Consider the following 19,938-nt stretch of genomic DNA (forward strand, 5'->3'; position numbering starts at 1 on the left):
TCGTCATGCATACGGCATTCGGCACCGACGGCCTGCGTGGTACCGACCGGCTCGGGTCCGGTCTGCGGGAGATGGTCGAAGGGGCACGCGAACTACTGGAGAACCGGCCCGGACAGACCCGGCGGCCACGCGGTGACGTGCGCGCGGCCATCCTGGCGCTGCTGGCCGAGGAACCCATGCACGGCTACCAGCTGATCAGCGAGATCGAGAAGCGCAGCGGGGGATCCTGGCGCCCGAGCCCCGGTTCGGTGTACCCGACCCTCCAGCTGCTGGCCGACGAGGGCCTGGTCCGGGTCGAGGTCGTCGGGGAGAAGAAGACCTACTCGCTGACCTCCGCCGGTACCGAGGCGGCCGCGGCGGGGGCAGACTCGCTGCCGTGGGAGTCGGCGCAGACCCGGGACGCGGAGCGGGCCAGCGCGCTGCCCCGGGCCGGGGTCAAACTGGCGCAGGCGCTGGCACAGCTCGGGCACGACGCCACCCCGGAGCAGGTCGAGCAGGCGGTGCAGGTGGTGAACGACGCCCGCCGGAAGATCTACACGATCCTCGCCGAGAGCTAGGCATGGCGGCGGATCACCAGGCGCTCACCACCCGTCAGGCCCGTGCCCGGTACCGCCGGATCGTGCGCTTCGCCGCTCGGGTCATGGTCGTGGAGTGGTGGTACGAGCTCGTGCTGCCCCGGATCGGGCTGGCCCGGCTGTCCGAGCGCGGGCGGCTGGACCGGATGCGGCGCTTCGCACGCGGGTTCCACGGCCTCGCGCTCGCCCTCGGTGGGCTGATGATCAAGGTCGGCCAGTTCATGTCCACCCGGTTGGACGTGCTGCCACCGGAGATCACCGGCGAGCTGGACGGGCTGCAGGACGAGGTGCCCGCGGTGCCCTACGACGCGATCCGGGCGGTGGTGGAGGCCGACCTCGGGCACCCCCTGTCCGCGGCCTTCACCGCCTTCGACCCGGTGCCGGTCGCCGCCGCCTCGCTCGGGCAGGCACACCGGGCGCGGCTGTCACCCGCGCTGGCCGCCGACTCCGGCTTCGCCGAGGTGATGGTCAAGGTGCAACGGCCCGGCATCGACACCATCGTCGACGTCGACCTGGCCGCGCTGCGCCGGATCGCGGGCTGGCTCAGCCGGGTGCGGTTCATCTCCTCCCGGGTCGACGCGCCCGCCATCGTCGAGGAGTTCGCCACCACCAGCCTGCTGGAGATCGACTACCTGCACGAGGCGGTCAACGCCGAGCGCTTCGCCGAGGACTTCGCAGCCGACCAGCGGGTCGCCACGCCACGGGTCGCCTGGGAGCGGACCGCCGGCCGGGTCCTCACCCTGGAGGACGTCAGCGCGATCAAGATCTCCGACGTCGACGCGCTGCGCGGTGCCGGCATCGATCCCGGGAAGGTCGCCGACGAGCTCGCCCGGGTCACGTTCGAGCAACTGTTCGTGCACGGCTTCTTCCATGCCGACCCGCACCCCGGCAACATCTTCGTCACCCCAGGCGAACCGGACTGGACGCTCACCTTCGTCGACTTCGGGATGATGGGCGAGATCCCCGACACCCTGCGGGACGGGCTGCGGGACGTGGTGATCGCGATCGTCGGCCGGGACGCCCGCGGCATGGTCGCCGGCATCCAGCGGGTCGGGGTCCTGCTGCCCACCGCCGACACCGCCGGCCTGGAACGGGCGATGACCGAACTGTTCGACCGGTTCGGCGGGATGGCGGTCTCCGAACTGGCCGCGATCGACCGGCGGGAGATGACCGACTTCGCCGATGAGTTCGGCGACACGCTGCGCTCGCTGCCGGTCCAGCTCCCGGAGAACTTCCTGCTGGTGATTCGCGCGATCTCGGTGGTCTCCGGGGTCTGCACCGCGCTCAACCCCGCGTTCAACATGTGGGAGGCGGTCGACCCCTACGCCCGGTCACTGGTCCGCGACGAGGGCGGCCGGACCGTGCAGCAACTCGGCCGTCAGGTCATCTCCACCGCCAGCACGGTCGCCGCGCTGCCGCGCCGGATCGACGGTGTGCTGACCCAGCTGGAACAGGGCCGGCTGTCGGTGGCCTCACCCGCGACCGAACGACGACTGCTGGCCGTGGAGCGGGCGGTCGGCCGGGTGGTGTCCGCGGTGCTGTTCGCCGGGCTGCTGATCGCCGGGGTGCTGCTGCGGCCGGAGTCGCCGGGGTGGGGGACCGGGCTGATGGTGGCGGCGGTGCTGCCGCTGGGGCACGCGCTGCTGTCCGGGCGGCGATGGCGGTAGGACGGTCGCCGACGCGCCGCGCCTGATCCGCCCGAACCGCCAGGAGCGCGGCCAGGATCGAAGCGGGGGACGCGACAAGGACCAGGAGCCCACGGTGAGTGACGAGATCGAGCTGATCAGCGACGGAACAGGGGTGGCGGTGCTCGGTCACCCCGGGGCGGTGGAGCGGTTCCTGACCGCGCATGGGCTGTATGCCGAGAGCCGTACGCTCGCCCTCCCCGGCGCCGCGCTCGGGGCCGCCTCGGACGTCCTCACGCTCGGAGCCACCGTCGCGGAGAACTCCGGTCGATGGGTCAAGATGACCAAAGAGTCTGCCCGGCTTTTGGCGGAGCACACACCCATGAAAGGGAGCACTCCCGGGACCTTCCGCGGGGTCATCCGAAACGACAACGGCATCACGGATCTCTTGGAGTTCTTCCGACCTGGGTCGCCGTTCGCCAACCCCGCCATGCTGGCGGGGATCGGCGGTGTGATGGCCCAGCTCGCGATGCAGCAGAGCATGGCCGAGATCACCGACTACCTGGAGGCGATCGACAAGAAGGTCGACGACGTCCTGCGGGCCCAGAAGGACGCCGTGCTGGCGGACATGATCGGCGTCGACCTGATGATCGACGAGGCGATGGCGATCCGGGACGAGGTCGGCGGCGTCTCCGAGGTGACCTGGTCCAAGATCCAGGACTCGGCCGGGACGATCGCCCGGACCCAGGCCTATGCGCTGCGCCGGCTGGACGGACTGGTCGAGAAGCTGGCCGAGACGACCAAGGTCGGCGACCTGGCGCGCATCGCCCGTGACGTCGAGACCGAGGGGCAGGAGTGGCTGGCAGTCCTGGCGCACTGCTGCCGGCTGGCCGACGGATTGGCGGTGCTGGAACTCGACCGGGTGCTGGACGCGCTGCCCGAGGAGCTGGATCGCCACCGCCTCGCGCTGCGGACCGCCCGGCGCCGGCGCCTGGACCTGATCGACCAGACCCTGGACCGGCTGGCCGGGCGGATGGCCGAGGCCGCCGACCGGGCGAACCAGCGGGTGCTGCTGCACCCGGGTTCGGCGCCGGCGGTCGTGGAGTCCGGTGAGCGGGTCCGCGGTGAGCTGGCCGCGTTCCGGGACGGACTCGGGCTGAGCGGCGAGTGGGAGTCGCTGGCCGCCCGCCGGTGGCTGGACGCGGCGGGGGACGTGCGGGACCGGGCGCTGGAGACCGGCGCGGAGGGTCTGGGCGTCGCTCGCCGGATCGGGGTCGAGACCCTTGGCCGCACTCGCGCCGTCACCGGTGGGATCGCCGAGCGGGCCCGGCGGCGCCGGGGGCCGACCGAGGACGAGCGCCCTGTCGGTTGAGTGCGGCACGATCGCCCCATGCGCGTCAGCTTCGAGGCCCCGCTCTGGCAGTGGCAGTCCCGCCCCGACCTGTGGACCTTCGTCTCCGTGCCCGCCGACCTGTCGGACGAGATCCTGGACCGGGCGGCGGGGCACACCCACGGCTTCGGGTCCGTGCGGGTGGAGGTGACGGTCGGGGCGACCACCTGGCGGACGTCGATCTTCCCCGGTGACGACGGCTATGCGCTGCCGGTCAAGCGGGCGGTGCGGGACGCGGAAGGGCTGTCGCTGGGTGGCCCGGTCGGGGTGAGCCTGCGGTTGCTGGACCTCTAGGCGGCGAGCCCCACGGTCTCCGGCGCCGACTCGACCGCCGGTGCGCCGGCCTGGGTGGGCAGCACTGCGGACTCGGCCTCGGCCGCGCGCTGCTGCGCCCGCTGCCGCCGCGCCCGCAGCACGACCATGACCGCGTGCGTCCCGACGACCGCCCAGACCGCGTTGGTGACCACCGACGGCCAGACGCCGGAGGAGGCGGCGACCAGTCCCATGAACAGGCCGCTGATCACGTTGGCGAGCTGGTAGCGCCCGGAGGTGGGCGCCCAGGTGCCGCGGGTGACGAAGACGTACGCGATGAGGCAGGTGACCGCGCCGACCCAACCAAGGGCGGTGATGACGGCGGACATGGGCGTCTCCGGGCAGGACGAAAGTGGGCACGAGAGGGGAGATGTCGCCCGGATCGCCGGTGCGACACACCAAGTCTGAGCCCTCTGCTAGCTTCAGCACAATCGAACAACGTTGGACCAGGGATGTAGCGGAGCTTAAGGGGTAAAGCGTTGGCAACGGACCCGCGAAGACTTGCTGTGCTGCTGGCCGTGCACCGGGCCGGTGGGGTGCTCGCAGCAGCGGATCTGCTTCATGTCACGCCCTCGGCCGTGTCACAGCAGATTCAGCGACTGGAGGCCGAAGAAGGGGTGGCGGTGCTGGACCGCGGGCCCCGCGGCGCCACGCTCACCGCGGCCGGACGGATCCTGGCGGAGGCGGCCGAGCGGATCGAGGCGGAGCTGGTCGAGGCGCGCAAGTCGCTGGCGGCGATGGAGGGGGAGCTGTCCGGCCGGGTGACGGTGGCCGGGTTCCAGACCGCGATCCGAGCGGTGATCGCCCCGGCGATGGGGGTGATCGCCGAACACCATCCCGGCATCGACCTGGTGATCGAGGAACGCGAGCCGGCCGAGTCGCTGCGCCGGCTGCGGGAGGGCGACGCCGACATCGTGCTGCTGGAGCGGGACGAGGAGGCGGACGCCCATGTGCCGCGCGGACAGCGGGACGTGGTGCTGCTGGAGGAGCCGTGGCGCGCGGTGCTGCCGCCGGCGGTCGCCACCCCGGCCCAGCTGTCCGACCTGGCAGGGGCGACCTGGCTGGGGGCGGAGCCGGGGACCGCGGCGGCGCGGGCGCTGGGCCGGATCGCCGGAGCGGTCGGGCCGATGACGGTGCGGCACGTGTACTACGACTTCGATGTCGCGCTGGCGTTGGTCGCGGCCGGGCAGGGGATCGGGATGCTGCCCGCGCTGGCACTGCAGGGCGACCTGCCGGAGCAGGTGACGGTGGCGACGGTGCCGGGGCTGGGCTCGCGCCGACTGGTGGCGCGGCACCGGGCGACCCGGCGCGAGCCCGGCCCCGCGGTGTCGGCGGTGATCGACGAGCTGCTGGCGGCGGCGTCGGGGCTGGATCTGGTGTGAACGCTTGACGCGGCGCGGTCCCGGTCGGAGAGTGACCTGTGTCACACTCAGCCGCCGCAGGGGAGCAGCGCCATGCCGACACGTCTCAACCCGTACCTGAGCTTCCGGGACAACGCCCGCGAGGCGATGGACTTCTACCAGTCGGTGTTCGGCGGGGAGCTGACCCGGAGCACCTTCGGCGAGTTCGGGGTCAGCCAGGACCCGGACGAGCAGGACAAGATCATGCACGCGCAGCTGATCGGGGCCAACGGCCTGGTCCTGATGGGCGCGGACACCCCGAACTCGATGGACTACACCCCCGGCGGTGCGATCTCGGTGTCGCTGAGCGGGGACGCGGATGCCGACGCCGAGCTGCGCGGCTACTGGGAGAAGCTGTCCACGGGGGCGACCGTGATCGAGCCACTGGCGGTGGCGCCCTGGGGTGATGCCTTCGGGATGCTCACCGACCGGTACGGGATCACCTGGCTGGTGAACATCGCCGGATCGGCCGGGTGACGCTTCGGGCGATTGACGGCGGGTCGCGCGCACGGCCGAACTAGGATGGGCGGATGCGCAGGCGGACGGTGGTGATGAGTGGACGTCCGTGACCTGCTCGCGACACCGGAGCTCGGGCTGAGCCTGGTGACCGCCGAGCCCGACGCGCTCGACCGCCCGGTGACCGCGGCGTACATCACCGATCTGCCCGACCCGTCCCGCTTCCTGTCCACCGGTGACCTGGTGCTGACCAGCGGGCTGTGGCTGGACCGCGACGACGGTGCGGAGACCTTCCTGTCCGCGCTCGCCCGGCAGAAGGTGCCGGCGGTGGTGCTGGGCCTGATCGAGATCGGGGTGATCCCGGACGAGGTAATCGCCCGGTCCCGCGAGCTCGGCCTGACCCTGCTGACCGTGTCGCCGGGGGTGTCCTTCCGCCGGATCGCCGAGGTGGTGGCCGGACGGCAGCCCGGGTCGGCGAGCGGGATGGCCGAGCGGTCGATGCGGTTCAGCCGCCGGCTGGCCGACGCGGTGTCCCGGGGCGGTGGGGTCAGTGAGCTGCTCGCCCTGTTCAGCTCGGAGTTCTCGGTCGGCTGCTGGGTGATCGACGAGACCGGCACCATGCTGGCCTCCTCCGGGCAGGTGCCGGAGCGGGTGCAGGTGGCCGAGCAGTGGAACACGATGCTGCGCCGCGAGGACGAGCAGCGGCTGATCGTGGCGGGGGAGCGCGGCCCGGCGACGATCACCCGGATCGGCGGCCGGGACCGCACCGGGTTCTTCGGCTGCTGGGGCGATCACCGGGGCTTCTCCGAGGAGATGGGCCTGGCGGTGGACGCCCTGGTCGGCGCGCTGCGGGTGGAGATGGAGCTGACCAGCCGCTGGCGGCAGACCCGCAATGCGCAGGTCGCCGAGCTGGTGCGCTCGATCCGGGACCAGGAGGCGTCGCCGGGGGCGATCTCGGCCCGGATGCGGCTGGAAGGGCTGGCCCCGCAGGACGAGAAGACCGTGCTGGTCGCCCGGGTGGAGGACCCCCGGTTCCCGGTGGCGGCGGTGCTGGACATGGTGCAGCGGACCCTGGCGGCCCGCGGGCACCGGGTGATGGGCGCCCCGATCGACGACACGGTGTTCCTGCTGGTCAACGGCGCGGACGAGCCCGACCTCCCGCTGGCCGACCAGCTCACCGCCGAGCACGGCGCCCTGCTGGCCGGGCGGCAGCTGCGGATCGGGATCAGCGACCCGGTCTCCGGGGTGAGCCGGCTGAACTCGGCGCTCGCCACCGCCCTGGAACGGGCCGACAGTGCGAGCGGCACCGAGCCGGTGCTGGTGTCCACCGCCCTCCACGTGCAGGGGCACCGGGCCCTGCTGCGGATGCTGGGCGAGAGCACCCGGCACGGCTACGCGCACGAGGTGCTCGCCCCGCTGCTGTCCTACGACCAACGGCACAACGCGGATCTGGTGGGCACGCTGCGGGCGTTCCTGGACGGCGGCGGCGCCTGGCAGGAGACCGCCCGCTCGCTGCACCTGCACACCAACACGCTGCGGTACCGGATCGCCCGGATCGAGGAGCTCACCAACCGGGACATGAGCACCATGGCCGACCGGGTGGACCTGTTCCTGGCGATGGTGTGCCTGGACGAGGACGAGCCCGAGGACTGAGCGGCCGGACCGCGCATCGGGTTACCGTGTGCGACGGCGTGACCGGCACAGTGCAAGGGAGGACCGGTGCCGAAGACCCCGACGGTGTACGACGTGGCCGAGCGTGCGGGTACCTCGATCGCCACCGTGTCCCGGGTGCTGCGCCGCCCGGACGAGGTGCGAGCGGAGACCCGGGCGCTGGTGCATGCCGCGATCCAGGAGCTGGGCTATGTCCCCTCCGGGGCGGCGCGTGGCCTGGCGGCGCGGCAGACCGGCGTGCTCGGGCTGTGCTTCCCGGATGTGGACGGCATCGACGACCCGGCCGCGCTGCCCTCGCCGGTGACGGTGGGGCAGACCGTGGAGGTCGTGGTGGACACCGGGCAGCTGCCCGCGGTCCATCCCGGGAACCTGTACATGGGCGAGGTGATGCGCGGCGCCGAGCTGGAGGCGTGGCGTACCGGGCTGGCGGTGATGATCGCGGTCGCCCGCGGTGCCGGATCGGCAGCGCTGGTGTCGGACCTGGCCGGGCGGGTGGACGGGCTGGCGGTGCTGTCGGCGACGGTGCCGGACGACGTGCTCAGCCACATCGCGCGGCGGATCCCGGTGGTGGTGATGGCCGGCCCGCGGATCGAGGGCGACGTGCACGATCACATCAGCGTGGACAACGCGGCCGGGATGCGGGCACTGACCGCGCACCTGATCGCCGACCACGGGCTGCGCGACCTGGCGTTCGTCGGGGGCCCGGCGGATGCCCCGGACGACGCCGAGCGGTTCCTGGGCTACTGCGCGGCGCTGGCGGAGGCCGGTCTGCCGGTGCCGACCGGGCCGGTGGTGCGCGGTGACTTCACCCGGGACACCGCACGCGGGGTGGCGCGGCGGATGATCGCGGACGGCGAGCTGCCCGCGGCGCTGGTGTGCTCCAACGACCAGACCGCGCTCGGGTTCCTGGACGAGTTGACCGCCGCCGGGATCGACGTGCCGGGCCGGGTGGCGCTGACCGGGTTCGACGGCATCGACGCCGGCCTGACCGCGGTGCCGACGCTCACCACGGTGCGCCAGCCGATGGTCGAGTTGGGCCGGGCTGCGGTGGAGCGGCTGCGGCGGCGGATGGCCGATCCCGCACTGCCGCCGGCGACGATCAACCTGCCGGTCAGGGTGCTGTTGCGCCACTCCTGCGGTTGCGGGACGGCGGGTCCGGCCGCAGCCTCGGCCTGAGTAGTTCCGCGGACCACTCACCCGACCCAGGGTTGCTCGATCGGATGTATGCGCATACAGTCGCCGACGCGCACCCCTCGGCGCACCGGCCCGCCCGGGTCGACCTCAACGTGGAGGAGAACAACTCATGACGCGCTCGCGCTGGACCCTCGCCGCAGCCGCGGCGGCCACGGCGGCAGTGCTGGTGACCACGGCCTGTTCGGCCCCGGTCCAGACCTCCGGCGGTGGCAATGCCGCCGACGGCACCACCTCGATGCTGATCGCGGCGGACAACGGTTCGCCGACCTTCGACCGCAACTTCAACCCGTACTCCTCGGGCAAGCGCAACACTGCGAGCTACATCTACGAGCCGCTGGTGATCGTGAACGAGATGTCCGGCGAGGAGACGCCCTGGCTCGCCGAGTCCTACGAGCAGCCCGACGCCAGCACGGTGGTCTTCCACCTGCGCGAGGGCGTGACCTGGTCCGACGGCGAGGAGTTCACCGCGGACGACGTCGTCTACACCTTCGACCTGCTGCTGGCGAACCCCCAGCTCGACCTCAAGGGCATCGGCGAGCACATCGAGTCCGCCGAGGCCGACGGCAACGACGTGATCGTCCACCTGTCCAGCGAGGACGTGCCGGGCGCGGTGATCATCGCCCAGACCATGATCGTGCCCGAGCACATCTGGTCCGAGGTCGACGACCCGGTCACCTTCACCAACGAGGACCCGATCGGCACCGGCCCGTACACCCTGGGCGACTTCACGCCGAACCAGTACACGCTGGTCAAGAACCAGGACTACTGGCAGGCCGACAAGGTCGCCGCCGACGAGCTGGTCCAGCCCGCGGCCAACTCCGAGCTGGACATCGTGAACAACGGCTACGACTGGGCCTACGCGTTCATGAGCGACGTCGAGGACACCTGGGTCGCCGCCAACCCGGACAACACCTACTGGTACCCGGCCGGCGCCACCATCGCGCTGATCCCGAACATGACCAAGGAGCCGTACAACAACCTGGACTTCCGGCAGGGCATCGCCGCCGCGCTGGACAAGCAGGCGATCGCGGACAAGGCCGAGCAGGGCTACGTCGACCAGGCCAGCCAGTCCGGGCTGATGCTCCCGGCGCAGGAGGACATCCTCAACCCCGACCTGGAGAACCAGGGCATCATCGAGCAGGACACCGACGCCGCCCTGGAGCACTTCGCCGCGGCCGGCTACACCCAGTCCGGCGGGAAGATGGTCGACGCCGCCGGACAGCAGCTCACGATCCGGATCACCACCCCCAACGGCTGGTCGGACTGGCTGCAGGGCGTGCAGCAGGTGAAGAACCAGCTCGGTGCGCTCGGCATCAACGTCGAGGTGGTGCAGCCGCAGCCGGCCGCCTACCAGCAGGAGATGCGCTCGGGTGACTTCGACATGGTGATGGGCACCGTCGGCGGCAGCGGCCAGCCGTACCAGGACTTCGGCGGGATGATGGGCGAGCAGTTCTACGCCGAGCTCGGCACCACCGCGTCGGGCAACTTCGGCCGGTTCCAGTCCCCGGAGGCCGACGCGCTGCTGGCGGAGCTGAAGGTCACCGTCGACGAGGACCGACAGACCGAGATCGCGCAGGAGCTGCAGCAGATCGCCTACGACCAGATGCCGATGATCTCGCTGTTCTACGGCGGGTCCTGGGGCCTGTTCTCGAACAAGTCCTTCACCGGCTGGCCGAGCGCGGAGGACCCCTACGCCTCGCCGAAGACCTGGGACTCGACCCCGCTGCTGATCCTGACCAGCCTCGAAGTCGCCTCCTGACCCCGTCGCCCGGGCGCACCGCCGTGCGCCCGGGCGGCCCCTCCCTCTGATTCGAACCTAGGAGGCTCCGGTGCGCTACGCCCTGCGCAAACTCGGTCTGCTCCTGCTGACACTGTGGGCGGCGGTGACGCTGAACTTCGCGCTGCCCCGCCTGATGCCGGGCTCGCCGGCCGACGCCGCGATCGCGAAGCTCGCCCAGAACGGGCCGGTCTCCCCGGCGGTGCAGCAGGCGATCGAGATCCAGCTCGGACTGCCGGACGGCAGCATCTGGGACCAGTACGTCAGCTACCTGCACAACGTGGTCACCCTGGATTTCGGGGTCTCCTACACCTTCTTCCCGCAGAAGGTCTCGGACCTGGTGGCGAACGCGCTGCCGTGGACGCTGATCATGGTCGGCCTGGTGACGATCATCGCCTTCGTGCTCGGCACCCTGATCGGGATCGGCGCCGCCTGGAAGCGCGGCACCTGGATGGACTCGCTGCCGACGATGACCGGCAGCTTCCTGTCCGCCTTCCCGTACTTCTGGACCGCCCTGCTGATCCTGTTCTTCGCCGGGTACGTCGCGGGCTGGTTCCCGACTTCGGGTGCCTACTCGGCGACCGCGGTGCCGAACTTCTCCGCCGAGTTCATCGGGGACGCGCTGTACCACGCGGCGCTGCCCGCGATCACGATCCTGCTGACCTCGCTGGGCGGCTGGATCCTCGGCATGCGCAACACGATGATCAACACCCTGGGCGAGGACTACGTGACCTTCGCCGAGGCGAACGGCCTGCGCGGGCGGACCGTGGCGATCCGCTACGCCGCCCGGAACGCGATCCTGCCGAACCTGACCGGCTTCGGCATGGCACTCGGCGGGGTGGTCGGCGGCTCGCTGCTGGTCGAGCAGGTCTTCGCCTACCCGGGCGTCGGTTACCTGCTCTACAACGCCGTCACCAACCAGGACTTCCCGCTGATGCAGGCGCTGTTCCTGATGATCACGGTCAGCGTGCTGGTGGCGAACTTCCTGGTCGAGATCCTCTACGGCGTCCTCGACCCGCGGACGAGGCGGTGAACGCAATGACGGAATCCACGACCATGCCCGATCGCGTGGTGGTCCCCAAGCCGCCCAGCCGCCCGAGCCGGACCAAGCTCGGCCGTGCCTTCCAGGTGCTCGGCCGCGGCGTGGCCACCGTGTGGGCGAACCCCAAGGCCCGGGTCGGCCTGGTGCTGCTCGGCCTGTTCATCCTGATGGCGATCTTCGCCCCGGTGCTGGCGCCCTACAGCCCGCACGACGACTCCTTCGGCCGCAACGAGCCCGGCTCGGCGGCGCACTGGCTGGGCACCACCGGCAACGGTGAGGACGTGCTCAGCCAGGTGATCTACGGCTCGCGGATCTCGCTGCTGGTCGGCTTCGTGGCCGGCGGGCTGTCCACCGTGGTGGCCGTGGTGATCGGCCTGTCCTGGGGTTACCTGCGCGGCTGGGGCAACGACGTCGTCAACTTCCTGGTCAACCTGTTCCTGGTGGTGCCGGGGCTGCCGTTGATGATCATCATCGCCGCCTACCTACAGAACGGCGGGCTGCCGATGATCATCCTGGTGGTGGTGATCACCGGCTGGGCCTGGGGTGCGCGGGTGCTGCGCTCGCAGACCCAGTCGCTGCGCAGCCGGGACTTCGTCACCGCGGCGGTGTTCTCCGGCGAGCGCCCGGCGCGGGTGGTGTTCCGGGAGATCCTGCCGAACATGACCTCGATGATCGCGGGGTCGTTCTTCGGGGCGGCCACCTCCGCGATCCTGGCCGAGTCCGGGCTGTCGTTCCTGGGCCTCGGCGACATGGCGACCGTGAGCTGGGGCTCGATGATCTTCTGGGCCCAGAACTCGATGGCGATCCTGACCGGCCAGTGGGTGCTGCTGTTCGCCCCCGGGCTGTGCATCGCGCTGCTCGCCACCTCCATGACCCTGGTGAACTTCGGCGTGGACGGCCTGTCCAATCCGCGCCTGCGGGAAGGGACCGGCCGATGAGCCTGCTGCAGATCGAGGACCTGACCGTCGTCTACGAACCGCGCGGCGCCCAGCCGACCACCGCGGTCGACCGGGTGAGCCTGAGCCTGGAACAGGGCGAGTTCATCGGGCTGGTGGGGGAGTCCGGCTCCGGCAAGTCGACGCTCGGCTTCGCGGTGACCCGGCTGGCCAAGGCGCCGGCCCGGATCGCGTCCGGCCGGATCGTCTTCGACGGCACCGACATCGCCCGGATGGGTGCCGAGGAACTGCGCGAGCAGCGCCGAGGCGGCTTCGCGATGGTGCTGCAGTCCGGGATGAACGCGCTGAACCCGGTCCGGTCGATCGCGCACCACTTCGGCGACATCTTTGCCGCGCACCGGCACGTGCCGAAGCCGAAGCGCCGGGCCCGGGCGATCGAGCTGCTGGACAAGGTGCAGCTGCCCGCCACCGTGCTGGACCGCTACCCCGGCGAGCTGTCCGGCGGGATGCGCCAGCGGGTGTCGATCGCGCTCGCGCTGTCGCTGGAACCCCGGCTGATGGTCTTCGACGAACCGACCACCGCGTTGGACGTGCTGGTGCAGCACGCGGTGATGGACACCATCCGCGAGCTGCAGAAGGCCGAGGGCTTCACCGCGGTGCTGATCTCGCACGACCTGGGGGTGGTGCTGGAGTCCGCCGAGCGGGTCGCCGTGATGCACGACGGCCGGATCGTGGAGGACGCCCCGTCCCGGGAGGTGTTCCGCCACCCGCAGCACGAGTACACCCGGATGCTGCTGTCGCACTACGCCGACCCGCGCGCCGAGGTGGTCGAGCTGCCCGGCCTGAGCTCGCGCACCGTGGACGCCCCGGAGGTCACCGACCACAAGGTCGCCCACGACGCCGTGGTGGTCGACCACGTGACCAAGGTCTACCCGGCCCCGCGGCGCGGCGAGCAGCCGGTCACCGCGGTGGACGACGTGTCCTTCACCCTGGAACCGGGCGGTGCGCTGGCGCTGGTCGGCCAGTCCGGGTCGGGCAAGTCGACCATCGCCAAGATGCTCACCGGGGTGGAGCGGCCCACCAGCGGAACGGTGCACTTCGGCGACCGGCGGGTGGACAAGCTCAGCCGCCGCCGGCTGCGCGGGCTGCACGCCGACATGCAGATGGTGTTCCAGGACCCGTACTCGGCGCTGAACCCGCTGAACACGGTCGAGTACACCCTGACCCGGCCGGTGGAGAACTTCACCGCGCTGCGCGGCGAGGCCGCCCGGGCCCGGGTGCTCGAACTGCTGGAGATCGTGGGCCTGACCCCGGTGGAGCAGTACGCCGCCAAGCTGCCGCACCAGCTCTCCGGCGGTCAGCGGCAGCGGGTGGTGATCGCCCGGGCGCTGGCCTCCAACCCGCAGGTGCTGGTCGCGGACGAGCCGGTGTCGATGCTGGACGTGTCGCTGCGGGCCGGGGTGCTGGCCCTGCTGCAGGACCTGCGCCGGGAGACCGGGGTGTCGCTGCTGTACATCACGCACGACCTGCTGTCGGCCCGGGTGATCGCGGACCAGATCATGGTGCTGCACCACGGCAAGGTGGTCGAGCGCGGCGAGACGGTCCAGGTGCTCCGGTTCCCGGAGGACGCCTACACCACCGAGCTGCTGGCGGCCGTCCCGCAGCCCGCCCGCCGATTCGAGGCGTCATGACCGGCTTCGGCGGCCTGCCGGTCCCGGCGGGGGTCGAGGCCACCACGATCGCGATCCGGGCGGGGGAGCTGACCGCCCTGCACGCCGCCCCGGCCGGACCTTCGCGCGGCACCGCCCTGCTGGTGCCGGGGTTCACCGGCTCCAAGGAGGACCTCCGGGTGCTGCTGCCGCTGCTCGCCGAGCGTGGCTTCGACACCTGGGCGATCTCCCAGCGCGGGCAGGGCGACTCCGTGGCCCTGCCCCGGGTCGAGGACTACGCGCTGGACCTGCTCGCCGGGGACGTGCACCAGGTCGCCGACCGGATCGGCGGCCCGGTGCACCTGCTCGGCCACTCCTTCGGCGGGACGGTCGCCGCAGCGGCCGCGGTGTCCGGCACCGAGCGATTCGGCAGTCTGACCCTGCTGTGCTCCGGGCCGCACGGCTGGCCCGGTCGCAAGGCCGACCTGCGCGAACGCCTGCTGGCCGCCGGGGGGCAGGCCGACCTGTGGAGCCTGGACAACCCGGGCCTGGCCTGGCGGATCGCGCAGGGCGAACCGGTCGACCTCGACCCGGAGGCGGCCTTCCATCGCGCCCGGTCGCTGGCCACCAGCACCGCCCAGCTGATCGCCGCGATCGACATCCTGGCCGACCCCACCGATGTCACCCCCGCGCTGGCCGCCACCGGGCTGCCGGTGCTGGTCGCCCACGGCGAATACGACGACACCGCCTGGCCGCAGTCCTGGCAGCGCCGGACCGCGGAGCAGGTGGGCGGGCACTACGCCGTGCTCCCCGGCGCCGCGCACTCGCCCAACCTCGAGACCCCCGAGGCCACCGCCGACCTGCTGGCCGGCTTCTGGTCCTCCTGTTCTGCAACCGAATGAAGGAAAGCCCCGTGGCACACACCCTGCAGTTCCCCGACGGATTCCACTGGGGCGCGGCGACGGCCGCCCACCAGATCGAGGGCAACAACATCAACAGCGACTGGTGGCCGCGTGAGCACGCCGCCGGGACCAGCATCGTCGAGCCCTCCGGTGACGCCGCCGACTCCTACCACCGGTACGCCGAGGACATGCGCCTGCTCAAGGACGCGGGCCTGGACACCTACCGGTTCAGCATCGAGTGGGCCCGGATCGAGCCGGAGAAGGGCTTCGTCTCCCGCGCCGAGATCGACCACTACCGGCGGATGGTCGACACCGCCCTGGAGCTCGGCATCACCCCGATGGTCACCCTGATGCACTTCACCGTGCCGCGCTGGTTCGCCGACGAGGGCATGTGGCGGGCCGCCGACGCCACCGATCGCTTCGCCCGCTACGTCGAGACCGCCCTGCCGGTGCTCGGCGACGACGTGCACTGGGTCTGCACCATCAACGAGCCGAACATCGCCGCGATGATCGCCGGCGGCGAGGACCCGGCCAACCTGGTCGCCTACGGCCTGCCCGCCCCCGATCTCGCGGTCGCCGACACCCTGCTCGACTGCCACCACCGCGCCCAGGAGATCCTGTCCGGGGTCGGCGGCATCCGGTCCGGCTGGACCATCGCCACCCAGGCGTTCCAGGCCGAGCCCGGCTGCGAGGACGTCAAGCACGCTTACGGGTACCCGCGCGACGACTGGTACCTGGAGATGTCCCGTGGCGACGACTGGGTCGGCGTCCAGGCCTACACCCGCACCATCATCGGCCCGGACGGCCCTCGCCAGGTCCCCGACGGCGTCGAGACCACCCTCACCGGCTGGGAGTACTACCCGCCCGCCATGGCCGAGGGCGTCCGCTCCGCCTGGGAGCTCACCGGCGGCGTCCCGGTGTTCGTCACCGAGAACGGCATCGCCACCGGCGACGACCCCCGCCGGATCGACTACACCGAGGCCGCCCTGGCCGAGCTGCACGCCGCGATCGCGGACGGCATCACCGTCGAGGGCTACCTGCACTGGTCCCTGCTGGACAACTACGAATGGGCCTCCGGCTACCGGCCGACCTTCGGGCTGATCGGCTGGGACAAGGAGACCTTCGAGCGCCGGCCGAAGCCGAGCCTGGCGTGGCTGGGCGAGCAGGCGAAGGCGAACGCGCTGACCGTGCGCTGAGCGGTGCCCGGCGCGGCCCCGTCCTCCTGCGGGAGGGCGGGGCCGTGGTGCATTGACCCGGGCCGCGCTGACTGCCGAGTGCGGTGCTCCGGCGCCGAGTGCGGGGGCGGGGTTGCCGAAGTGCGAGCGGGAGTGACGAACTCGGACCCGGCGCAGCAGGGCGGGCGCGCGCGGTCAGCCGAAGTGCAGGGTCGCGATCCCGTACGCCCGGGCGTCGGCGACCCGGAGCAGCGCGGGGGTGAGCACCTCCTCGATCACCACCTCGGCGGTGTAGTGCACCTCCCCGCCGAGCAGGTGTCCGGCGTAGCCGGTGGCGCCGGTGTTCTTCACGCCGAGGGCGACGTGCAGGTGCGGGACCGCGCGCTGGTCGGTCTCGTCCCACATCACCATGCCGGAGCCGATGCCCTCGGTGTAGGTGACGGTGACTTCCTGGGGCAGCGGCGGTTCCTGGTCCTGGACCGGGGTGTGCGCGGCGATGAACCGGGCGCTGCGCAGCGCGCCGGAGAACACCGGGATGGTGGCCTGGCGGATGCCGTGTTCGGCGCAGACCTTGGTCAGGGCTTCCAGCACCTCGTCACCGGGGTCGAGGGCGACCGCGATCCGGCGGCCGATGGTGATCTCGGCGGAGCGCATCAGGCGGGCACCCGCACCGGGTCGGGCAGGCCGAGGCCGGCGGCGTGGGCGCTGATCGCGTCCAGCAGCTCGGTGCGGCGGGCGTCGGTGACGAAGGCGGAGCGCACGGCGTTGACCGCGAGCCGGCCGAGCACGGACTCGGGCACCGCGCCGGCGACGGCCAGGGCGCGCAGGGTGTCGTCCAGGTAGCCGCCGAAGTAGGCCGGGTCGTCGGAGTGCACCGAGGCGAGCAGGCCCTCGTCGAGCATGACGGACAGCGGGTGGTCGGCCAGGTCGGGGCCGGCGGTGCGCAGCGCGAGGTTGGACAGCGGGCACACGGTCAGCGGGACCTGGCGCTCACGGAGCACGGCGACCAGCTCGGCGTCCTCCAGGGCGCGGTTGCCGTGGTCGATCCGCTCGGCGCCCAGCACGTCCAGCGCCTCCCAGACGTAGTCCGGTCCGGCCTCCTCGCCGGCGTGGGCGACCCGGCGCAGGCCGAGTTCGGCGGCCCGGGCGAAGACGGTGCGGAACAGCGAGGGCGGGTAGCCGACCTCGGCGGAGTCCAGGCCGACGCCGAGCAGGCGGTCGCGCCAGGGGAGCACGGCCTCCAGGGTGTCGGCGGCGGCCTCGGGGCCGAGGTGGCGCAGGAAGCACACGATCAGGCCGGTGGTCAGGCCGTGCCGGTCCCGGGCAGCGTCGAGGGCGCCGAGCACCCCGTTCAGCACCGCGGCCAGCGGGACGCCGCGGTCGGTGTGCGACTGCGGGTCGACGAACACCTCGGCGTGCCGGACCCCGGCGGCGGCCGCGCGGTCCAGGTAGGCGGTGGTCAGCTCGGCGAAGTCGCGTTCGGTGCGCAGCACGTCCAGGTTGGCGTAGTAGACGTCGAGGAAGGCCTGCAGATCGGGGTAGGGCGCGCGGTCGTCGATCCCGGCCGGGACGGGCAGGCCGTTGCGCTGCGCCAGTGTGCGGATCAAGGGCGGTTCCAGGGTGCCCTCGAGGTGCACATGCAGTTCAGCGGTGGGCCACACGTCGGTGAGGTCCTCTCGGCGGCAGGAGAAGGGGATGTCCGGCAGTTCATCACAGGGGTGCCGGACGCATCTTCGGACGATCGACCAACGACCGGACGGCCCCCGGCGCCCGGCTGTGGAGGATCGGCCAGGGTCACGTCACAGGGGTCCGGCAGATGTCCGGCATGTGACCGCTCTCGGTGGTCCGCACAACGGATCACACCATCGGCCCCCGTGGACTTCGGACGATCCCACATGGCGGCGCGCCGGGGCTGGAGGGTTGCATGATTGCCGTCGTCCCGTGGCCCCACCCGACGGCCACCCGATCCCGATCCGAGGTAGACGTGACCCGCACCGCCCGTGCCCGCCGGTTCTCCGGTCTGGTCGCCGCTGTCGCCGCAGCCGGCCTGCTGCTGACCGCGTGCTCCAGCTCCGACGACTCCACCGCCGACGCCACCGGGAGCAGCGGTGACACGGGCTTCGCCCCGGTCAGCGTGCAGCTGTCATGGCTGAAGAACACCCAGTTCGCCGGCGAGTACGTCGCCGTCGAGGACGGGCTGTACACCGACGCCGGCTTCGAGGAGGTCACCCTGACCGCGGGCGGGTCCTCGGCGACCTCCGCGGAGGCGGCCGTCGCCGGTGGCCAGGCCCTGGTCGGGCTGTCCTCCCCGCTGATCACCGCCCCGGCGATCCAGGCGGGTGCCGAGGTCAAGATCATCGGCGCCACCTACCAGCGCAACCCGTTCGCCCTGGTGTCGGCGGCCTCCGCCCCGATCGAGGGCCCGGACGACCTGGCCGGCAAGACCATCGCGGTCTCCGACTCCAACACCCTGGTGTGGAACGCCTTCCTGGCGGCGAACGACATCGACACCACCGAGGTCACCACCGTCCCGCTGTCCGACACCTCGATGCTGACCACCGGCCAGGTCGACGGCTACATCGGCTACACCACCTCCGGCGCCAGCACCCTGGTGCAGGCCGGGTTCGACGCGGTCGAGTTCCTGCTCGCCGACGAGGGCCTGCCGATCGTGGGTGAGGTGCTGGTCGCCTCCCAGGCCGACATCGACGAGCGCCCGGACGAGCTGAAGGCGTTCCTGCTGGCCACCGTGCAGGGCTGGCAGGCCGCGCTGGACGACCCGGAGCGCGCCGTGTCCCTGACCGTGGACAAGTACGGCAAGGACCAGGAGTACGACCGCGACGCGATGACCCTGGCCTTCGACCGCCAGGCCGAGCTGATCGCCACCGACGACACCGAGGCGAACGGCCTGCTCACGATCACCGACGAGCTGCAGCAGGGCACCATCGACTCGCTCGCCTTCGCCGGGATCGACATCACCGCCGACGAGCTCTTCGACCTGTCCCTGCTGGACGAGGTGCTCAGCGAGAACCCGGACGTCAAGTGACGGACGGCCCCCAGACCGCACCCGCCTCCGCGTCCCCGCCCCCCTCGGTGGACGCGGGGGCGGGTGCGCCACTTTCCCCGGGCATCGAGATCCGCGGCCTGGACAAGGTGTTCCGCACCGGCCGCCGCGAGGTGCACGCCCTGGATGACGTCAGCCTGAGCACCCCGCGCGGGTCGTTCCTGTCGCTGCTCGGCCCGTCCGGCTGCGGCAAGTCGACCGTGCTGCGGATCCTGGCCGGGCTGGAGACCGCCACCGCCGGGACGGTCGCGGTGAACGGCACCCCGGTCGCCAGCGGCAAGCGCGCCCCGGGGATGGGCATCGCGTTCCAGGACCCGGCGCTGCTGCCCTGGCGCTCGGTGCGCAAGAACATCCAGCTGCCACTGGAGATCCAGCACCGCCGGGACGACGCCACCGTGGACGAGCTGATCGAGCTGGTCGGGCTGACCGGGTTCGAGAACGCCCGGCCGGCGCACCTGTCCGGCGGGATGCGCCAGCGCGCGTCCATCGCCCGGGCGCTGGCGGTGCACCCGGACTTCCTGCTGCTGGACGAGCCGTTCGGCGCGCTGGACGACATGACCCGGCAGCGGCTGAACTTCGAGCTGCAGCGGATCTGGACCGAGCGCTCGGCGACCACGCTGATGGTCACGCACGGCATCTCCGAGGCGGCGCTGCTGTCCGACTACGTCGCGGTGATGTCCGCCCGGCCCGGCCGGATCGTGGAGATCGTCGAGATCCCGTTCGAGCGGCCGCGCACCCCGGAGCTGATGCGGACCCCCGAGTTCCACGAGGTGGTCGACCACCTGTCCGGTCTGCTGTTCGGGGAGAGCTGAG

Annotated in this window: 19 protein-coding genes; 16 read left to right on the forward strand and 3 right to left on the reverse strand. The window is 71.9% G+C overall.

Features of this window, described 5'->3' with window-relative positions:
• Positions 1-5 precede the first annotated feature (5 nt).
• The 4 genes from HGA03_RS08090 to HGA03_RS08105 all read left to right on the forward strand — a co-directional run bounded on the left by HGA03_RS08090 (position 6) and on the right by HGA03_RS08105 (position 3,884).
• Positions 6-557, forward strand: a complete 552-nt coding sequence (locus HGA03_RS08090; protein ID WP_168629744.1) for a PadR family transcriptional regulator — start codon at positions 6-8, stop codon at positions 555-557.
• Between the two features lie 2 nt (positions 558-559).
• Positions 560-2,242, forward strand: a complete 1,683-nt coding sequence (locus HGA03_RS08095) for an ABC1 kinase family protein (protein ID WP_168629745.1) — start codon at positions 560-562, stop codon at positions 2,240-2,242.
• A gap of 94 nt (positions 2,243-2,336) precedes the next feature.
• The gene (locus HGA03_RS08100; protein ID WP_168629746.1) at positions 2,337-3,572 is read left to right on the forward strand and encodes a hypothetical protein; all 1,236 of its coding nucleotides are present in this window, start codon (positions 2,337-2,339) and stop codon (positions 3,570-3,572) included.
• Positions 3,573-3,590: 18 nt separating this feature from the next.
• On the forward strand, positions 3,591-3,884 hold the full coding sequence (locus HGA03_RS08105) for a DUF1905 domain-containing protein (protein ID WP_168629747.1): 294 nt from the start codon (positions 3,591-3,593) through the stop codon (positions 3,882-3,884).
• Here the strand turns inward: HGA03_RS08105 and HGA03_RS08110 are convergent.
• Entirely contained in the window at positions 3,881-4,231 is a 351-nt protein-coding gene (locus HGA03_RS08110; protein ID WP_203767222.1) for a CBU_0592 family membrane protein, read from the reverse strand. The genes HGA03_RS08105 and HGA03_RS08110 overlap by 4 nt on opposite strands.
• A 177-nt stretch (positions 4,232-4,408) precedes the next feature.
• Here HGA03_RS08110 and HGA03_RS08115 point away from each other — a divergent pair, with 177 nt between their 5' ends.
• From HGA03_RS08115 to HGA03_RS08160, 10 genes are all read left to right on the forward strand, one after another.
• A complete protein-coding gene (locus tag HGA03_RS08115) occupies positions 4,409-5,284 on the forward strand; it encodes a LysR family transcriptional regulator (RefSeq protein ID WP_239073499.1) in 876 nt (291 codons plus the stop codon).
• A gap of 72 nt (positions 5,285-5,356) precedes the next feature.
• Complete coding sequence (locus HGA03_RS08120; protein WP_168629749.1) at positions 5,357-5,779, forward strand: VOC family protein; 423 nt, start codon at positions 5,357-5,359, stop codon at positions 5,777-5,779.
• A 78-nt stretch (positions 5,780-5,857) separates the two neighbouring features.
• A complete protein-coding gene (locus HGA03_RS08125) occupies positions 5,858-7,411 on the forward strand; it encodes a PucR family transcriptional regulator (protein ID WP_168629750.1) in 1,554 nt (517 codons plus the stop codon).
• Positions 7,412-7,477: 66 nt separating this feature from the next.
• Complete coding sequence (locus HGA03_RS08130; protein ID WP_203767220.1) at positions 7,478-8,605, forward strand: LacI family DNA-binding transcriptional regulator; 1,128 nt, start codon at positions 7,478-7,480, stop codon at positions 8,603-8,605.
• A gap of 127 nt (positions 8,606-8,732) precedes the next feature.
• On the forward strand, positions 8,733-10,382 hold the full coding sequence (locus HGA03_RS08135; RefSeq protein ID WP_168629751.1) for an ABC transporter substrate-binding protein: 1,650 nt from the start codon (positions 8,733-8,735) through the stop codon (positions 10,380-10,382).
• 70 nt (positions 10,383-10,452) lie between these two features.
• Positions 10,453-11,433 (forward strand): ABC transporter permease, encoded by a 981-nt coding sequence (locus HGA03_RS08140; RefSeq protein WP_168629752.1) that lies wholly within the window; start codon positions 10,453-10,455, stop codon positions 11,431-11,433.
• 5 nt (positions 11,434-11,438) lie between these two features.
• Positions 11,439-12,380, forward strand: a complete 942-nt coding sequence (locus HGA03_RS08145; RefSeq protein WP_239073498.1) for an ABC transporter permease — start codon at positions 11,439-11,441, stop codon at positions 12,378-12,380.
• On the forward strand, positions 12,377-14,029 hold the full coding sequence (locus HGA03_RS08150; protein WP_168629753.1) for an ABC transporter ATP-binding protein: 1,653 nt from the start codon (positions 12,377-12,379) through the stop codon (positions 14,027-14,029). Before HGA03_RS08145 ends, HGA03_RS08150 begins: the two co-directional genes overlap by 4 nt.
• Positions 14,026-14,889, forward strand: coding sequence for an alpha/beta fold hydrolase (locus tag HGA03_RS08155; RefSeq protein WP_168629754.1), 864 nt, complete (start codon positions 14,026-14,028; stop codon positions 14,887-14,889). Before HGA03_RS08150 ends, HGA03_RS08155 begins: the two co-directional genes overlap by 4 nt.
• Positions 14,886-16,085 (forward strand): glycoside hydrolase family 1 protein, encoded by a 1,200-nt coding sequence (locus HGA03_RS08160; RefSeq protein ID WP_168629755.1) that lies wholly within the window; start codon positions 14,886-14,888, stop codon positions 16,083-16,085. Before HGA03_RS08155 ends, HGA03_RS08160 begins: the two co-directional genes overlap by 4 nt.
• Positions 16,086-16,259: 174 nt before the next feature.
• Here the strand turns inward: HGA03_RS08160 and HGA03_RS08165 are convergent, their stop codons facing one another.
• Together HGA03_RS08165 and add are read right to left on the reverse strand one after the other, a co-directional pair.
• Positions 16,260-16,718, reverse strand: a complete 459-nt coding sequence (locus HGA03_RS08165) for a PPC domain-containing DNA-binding protein (RefSeq protein ID WP_168629756.1) — start codon at positions 16,716-16,718, stop codon at positions 16,260-16,262.
• Complete coding sequence (gene add, locus HGA03_RS08170) at positions 16,718-17,725, reverse strand: adenosine deaminase (protein ID WP_168629757.1); 1,008 nt, start codon at positions 17,723-17,725, stop codon at positions 16,718-16,720. Before add ends, HGA03_RS08165 begins: the two co-directional genes overlap by 1 nt.
• A 323-nt stretch (positions 17,726-18,048) precedes the next feature.
• On the opposite strand from add, the gene HGA03_RS08175 reads away from it, so the two are divergent.
• Both HGA03_RS08175 and HGA03_RS08180 read left to right on the forward strand, forming a co-directional pair.
• Positions 18,049-19,107 carry an ABC transporter substrate-binding protein gene (locus HGA03_RS08175; protein WP_168629758.1) on the forward strand — a complete coding sequence of 353 codons (1,059 nt, stop codon included), beginning with the start codon at positions 18,049-18,051 and terminating at the stop codon, positions 19,105-19,107.
• Positions 19,104-19,937, forward strand: coding sequence for an ABC transporter ATP-binding protein (locus HGA03_RS08180; RefSeq protein WP_308439739.1), 834 nt, complete (start codon positions 19,104-19,106; stop codon positions 19,935-19,937). The genes HGA03_RS08175 and HGA03_RS08180 overlap by 4 nt, the downstream gene beginning before the upstream one ends.
• Position 19,938: the final 1 nt, after the last annotated feature.

The sequence above is a fragment of the Cellulomonas denverensis genome, assembly GCF_012396125.1.
Lineage (GTDB): Bacteria > Actinomycetota > Actinomycetes > Actinomycetales > Cellulomonadaceae > Cellulomonas > Cellulomonas denverensis.

What these genes read in the sequence shown, in the direction of transcription:
- HGA03_RS08095 (WP_168629745.1), top strand. Translation starts at nt 560, where the DNA reads ATGGCGGCGGATCACCAGGCGCTCACCACCCGTCAGGCCCGTGCCCGG.
- HGA03_RS08120 (WP_168629749.1), top strand. Translation starts at nt 5,357, where the DNA reads ATGCCGACACGTCTCAACCCGTACCTGAGCTTCCGGGACAACGCCCGC.
- HGA03_RS08110 (WP_203767222.1), bottom strand. Translation starts at nt 4,231, where the DNA reads ATGTCCGCCGTCATCACCGCCCTTGGTTGGGTCGGCGCGGTCACCTGC.
- HGA03_RS08155 (WP_168629754.1), top strand. Translation starts at nt 14,026, where the DNA reads ATGACCGGCTTCGGCGGCCTGCCGGTCCCGGCGGGGGTCGAGGCCACC.
- HGA03_RS08090 (WP_168629744.1), top strand. Translation starts at nt 6, where the DNA reads ATGCATACGGCATTCGGCACCGACGGCCTGCGTGGTACCGACCGGCTC.
- HGA03_RS08135 (WP_168629751.1), top strand. Translation starts at nt 8,733, where the DNA reads ATGACGCGCTCGCGCTGGACCCTCGCCGCAGCCGCGGCGGCCACGGCG.
- HGA03_RS08150 (WP_168629753.1), top strand. Translation starts at nt 12,377, where the DNA reads ATGAGCCTGCTGCAGATCGAGGACCTGACCGTCGTCTACGAACCGCGC.
- HGA03_RS08145 (WP_239073498.1), top strand. Translation starts at nt 11,439, where the DNA reads ATGACGGAATCCACGACCATGCCCGATCGCGTGGTGGTCCCCAAGCCG.
- HGA03_RS08165 (WP_168629756.1), bottom strand. Translation starts at nt 16,718, where the DNA reads ATGCGCTCCGCCGAGATCACCATCGGCCGCCGGATCGCGGTCGCCCTC.
- HGA03_RS08160 (WP_168629755.1), top strand. Translation starts at nt 14,886, where the DNA reads ATGAAGGAAAGCCCCGTGGCACACACCCTGCAGTTCCCCGACGGATTC.
- HGA03_RS08105 (WP_168629747.1), top strand. Translation starts at nt 3,591, where the DNA reads ATGCGCGTCAGCTTCGAGGCCCCGCTCTGGCAGTGGCAGTCCCGCCCC.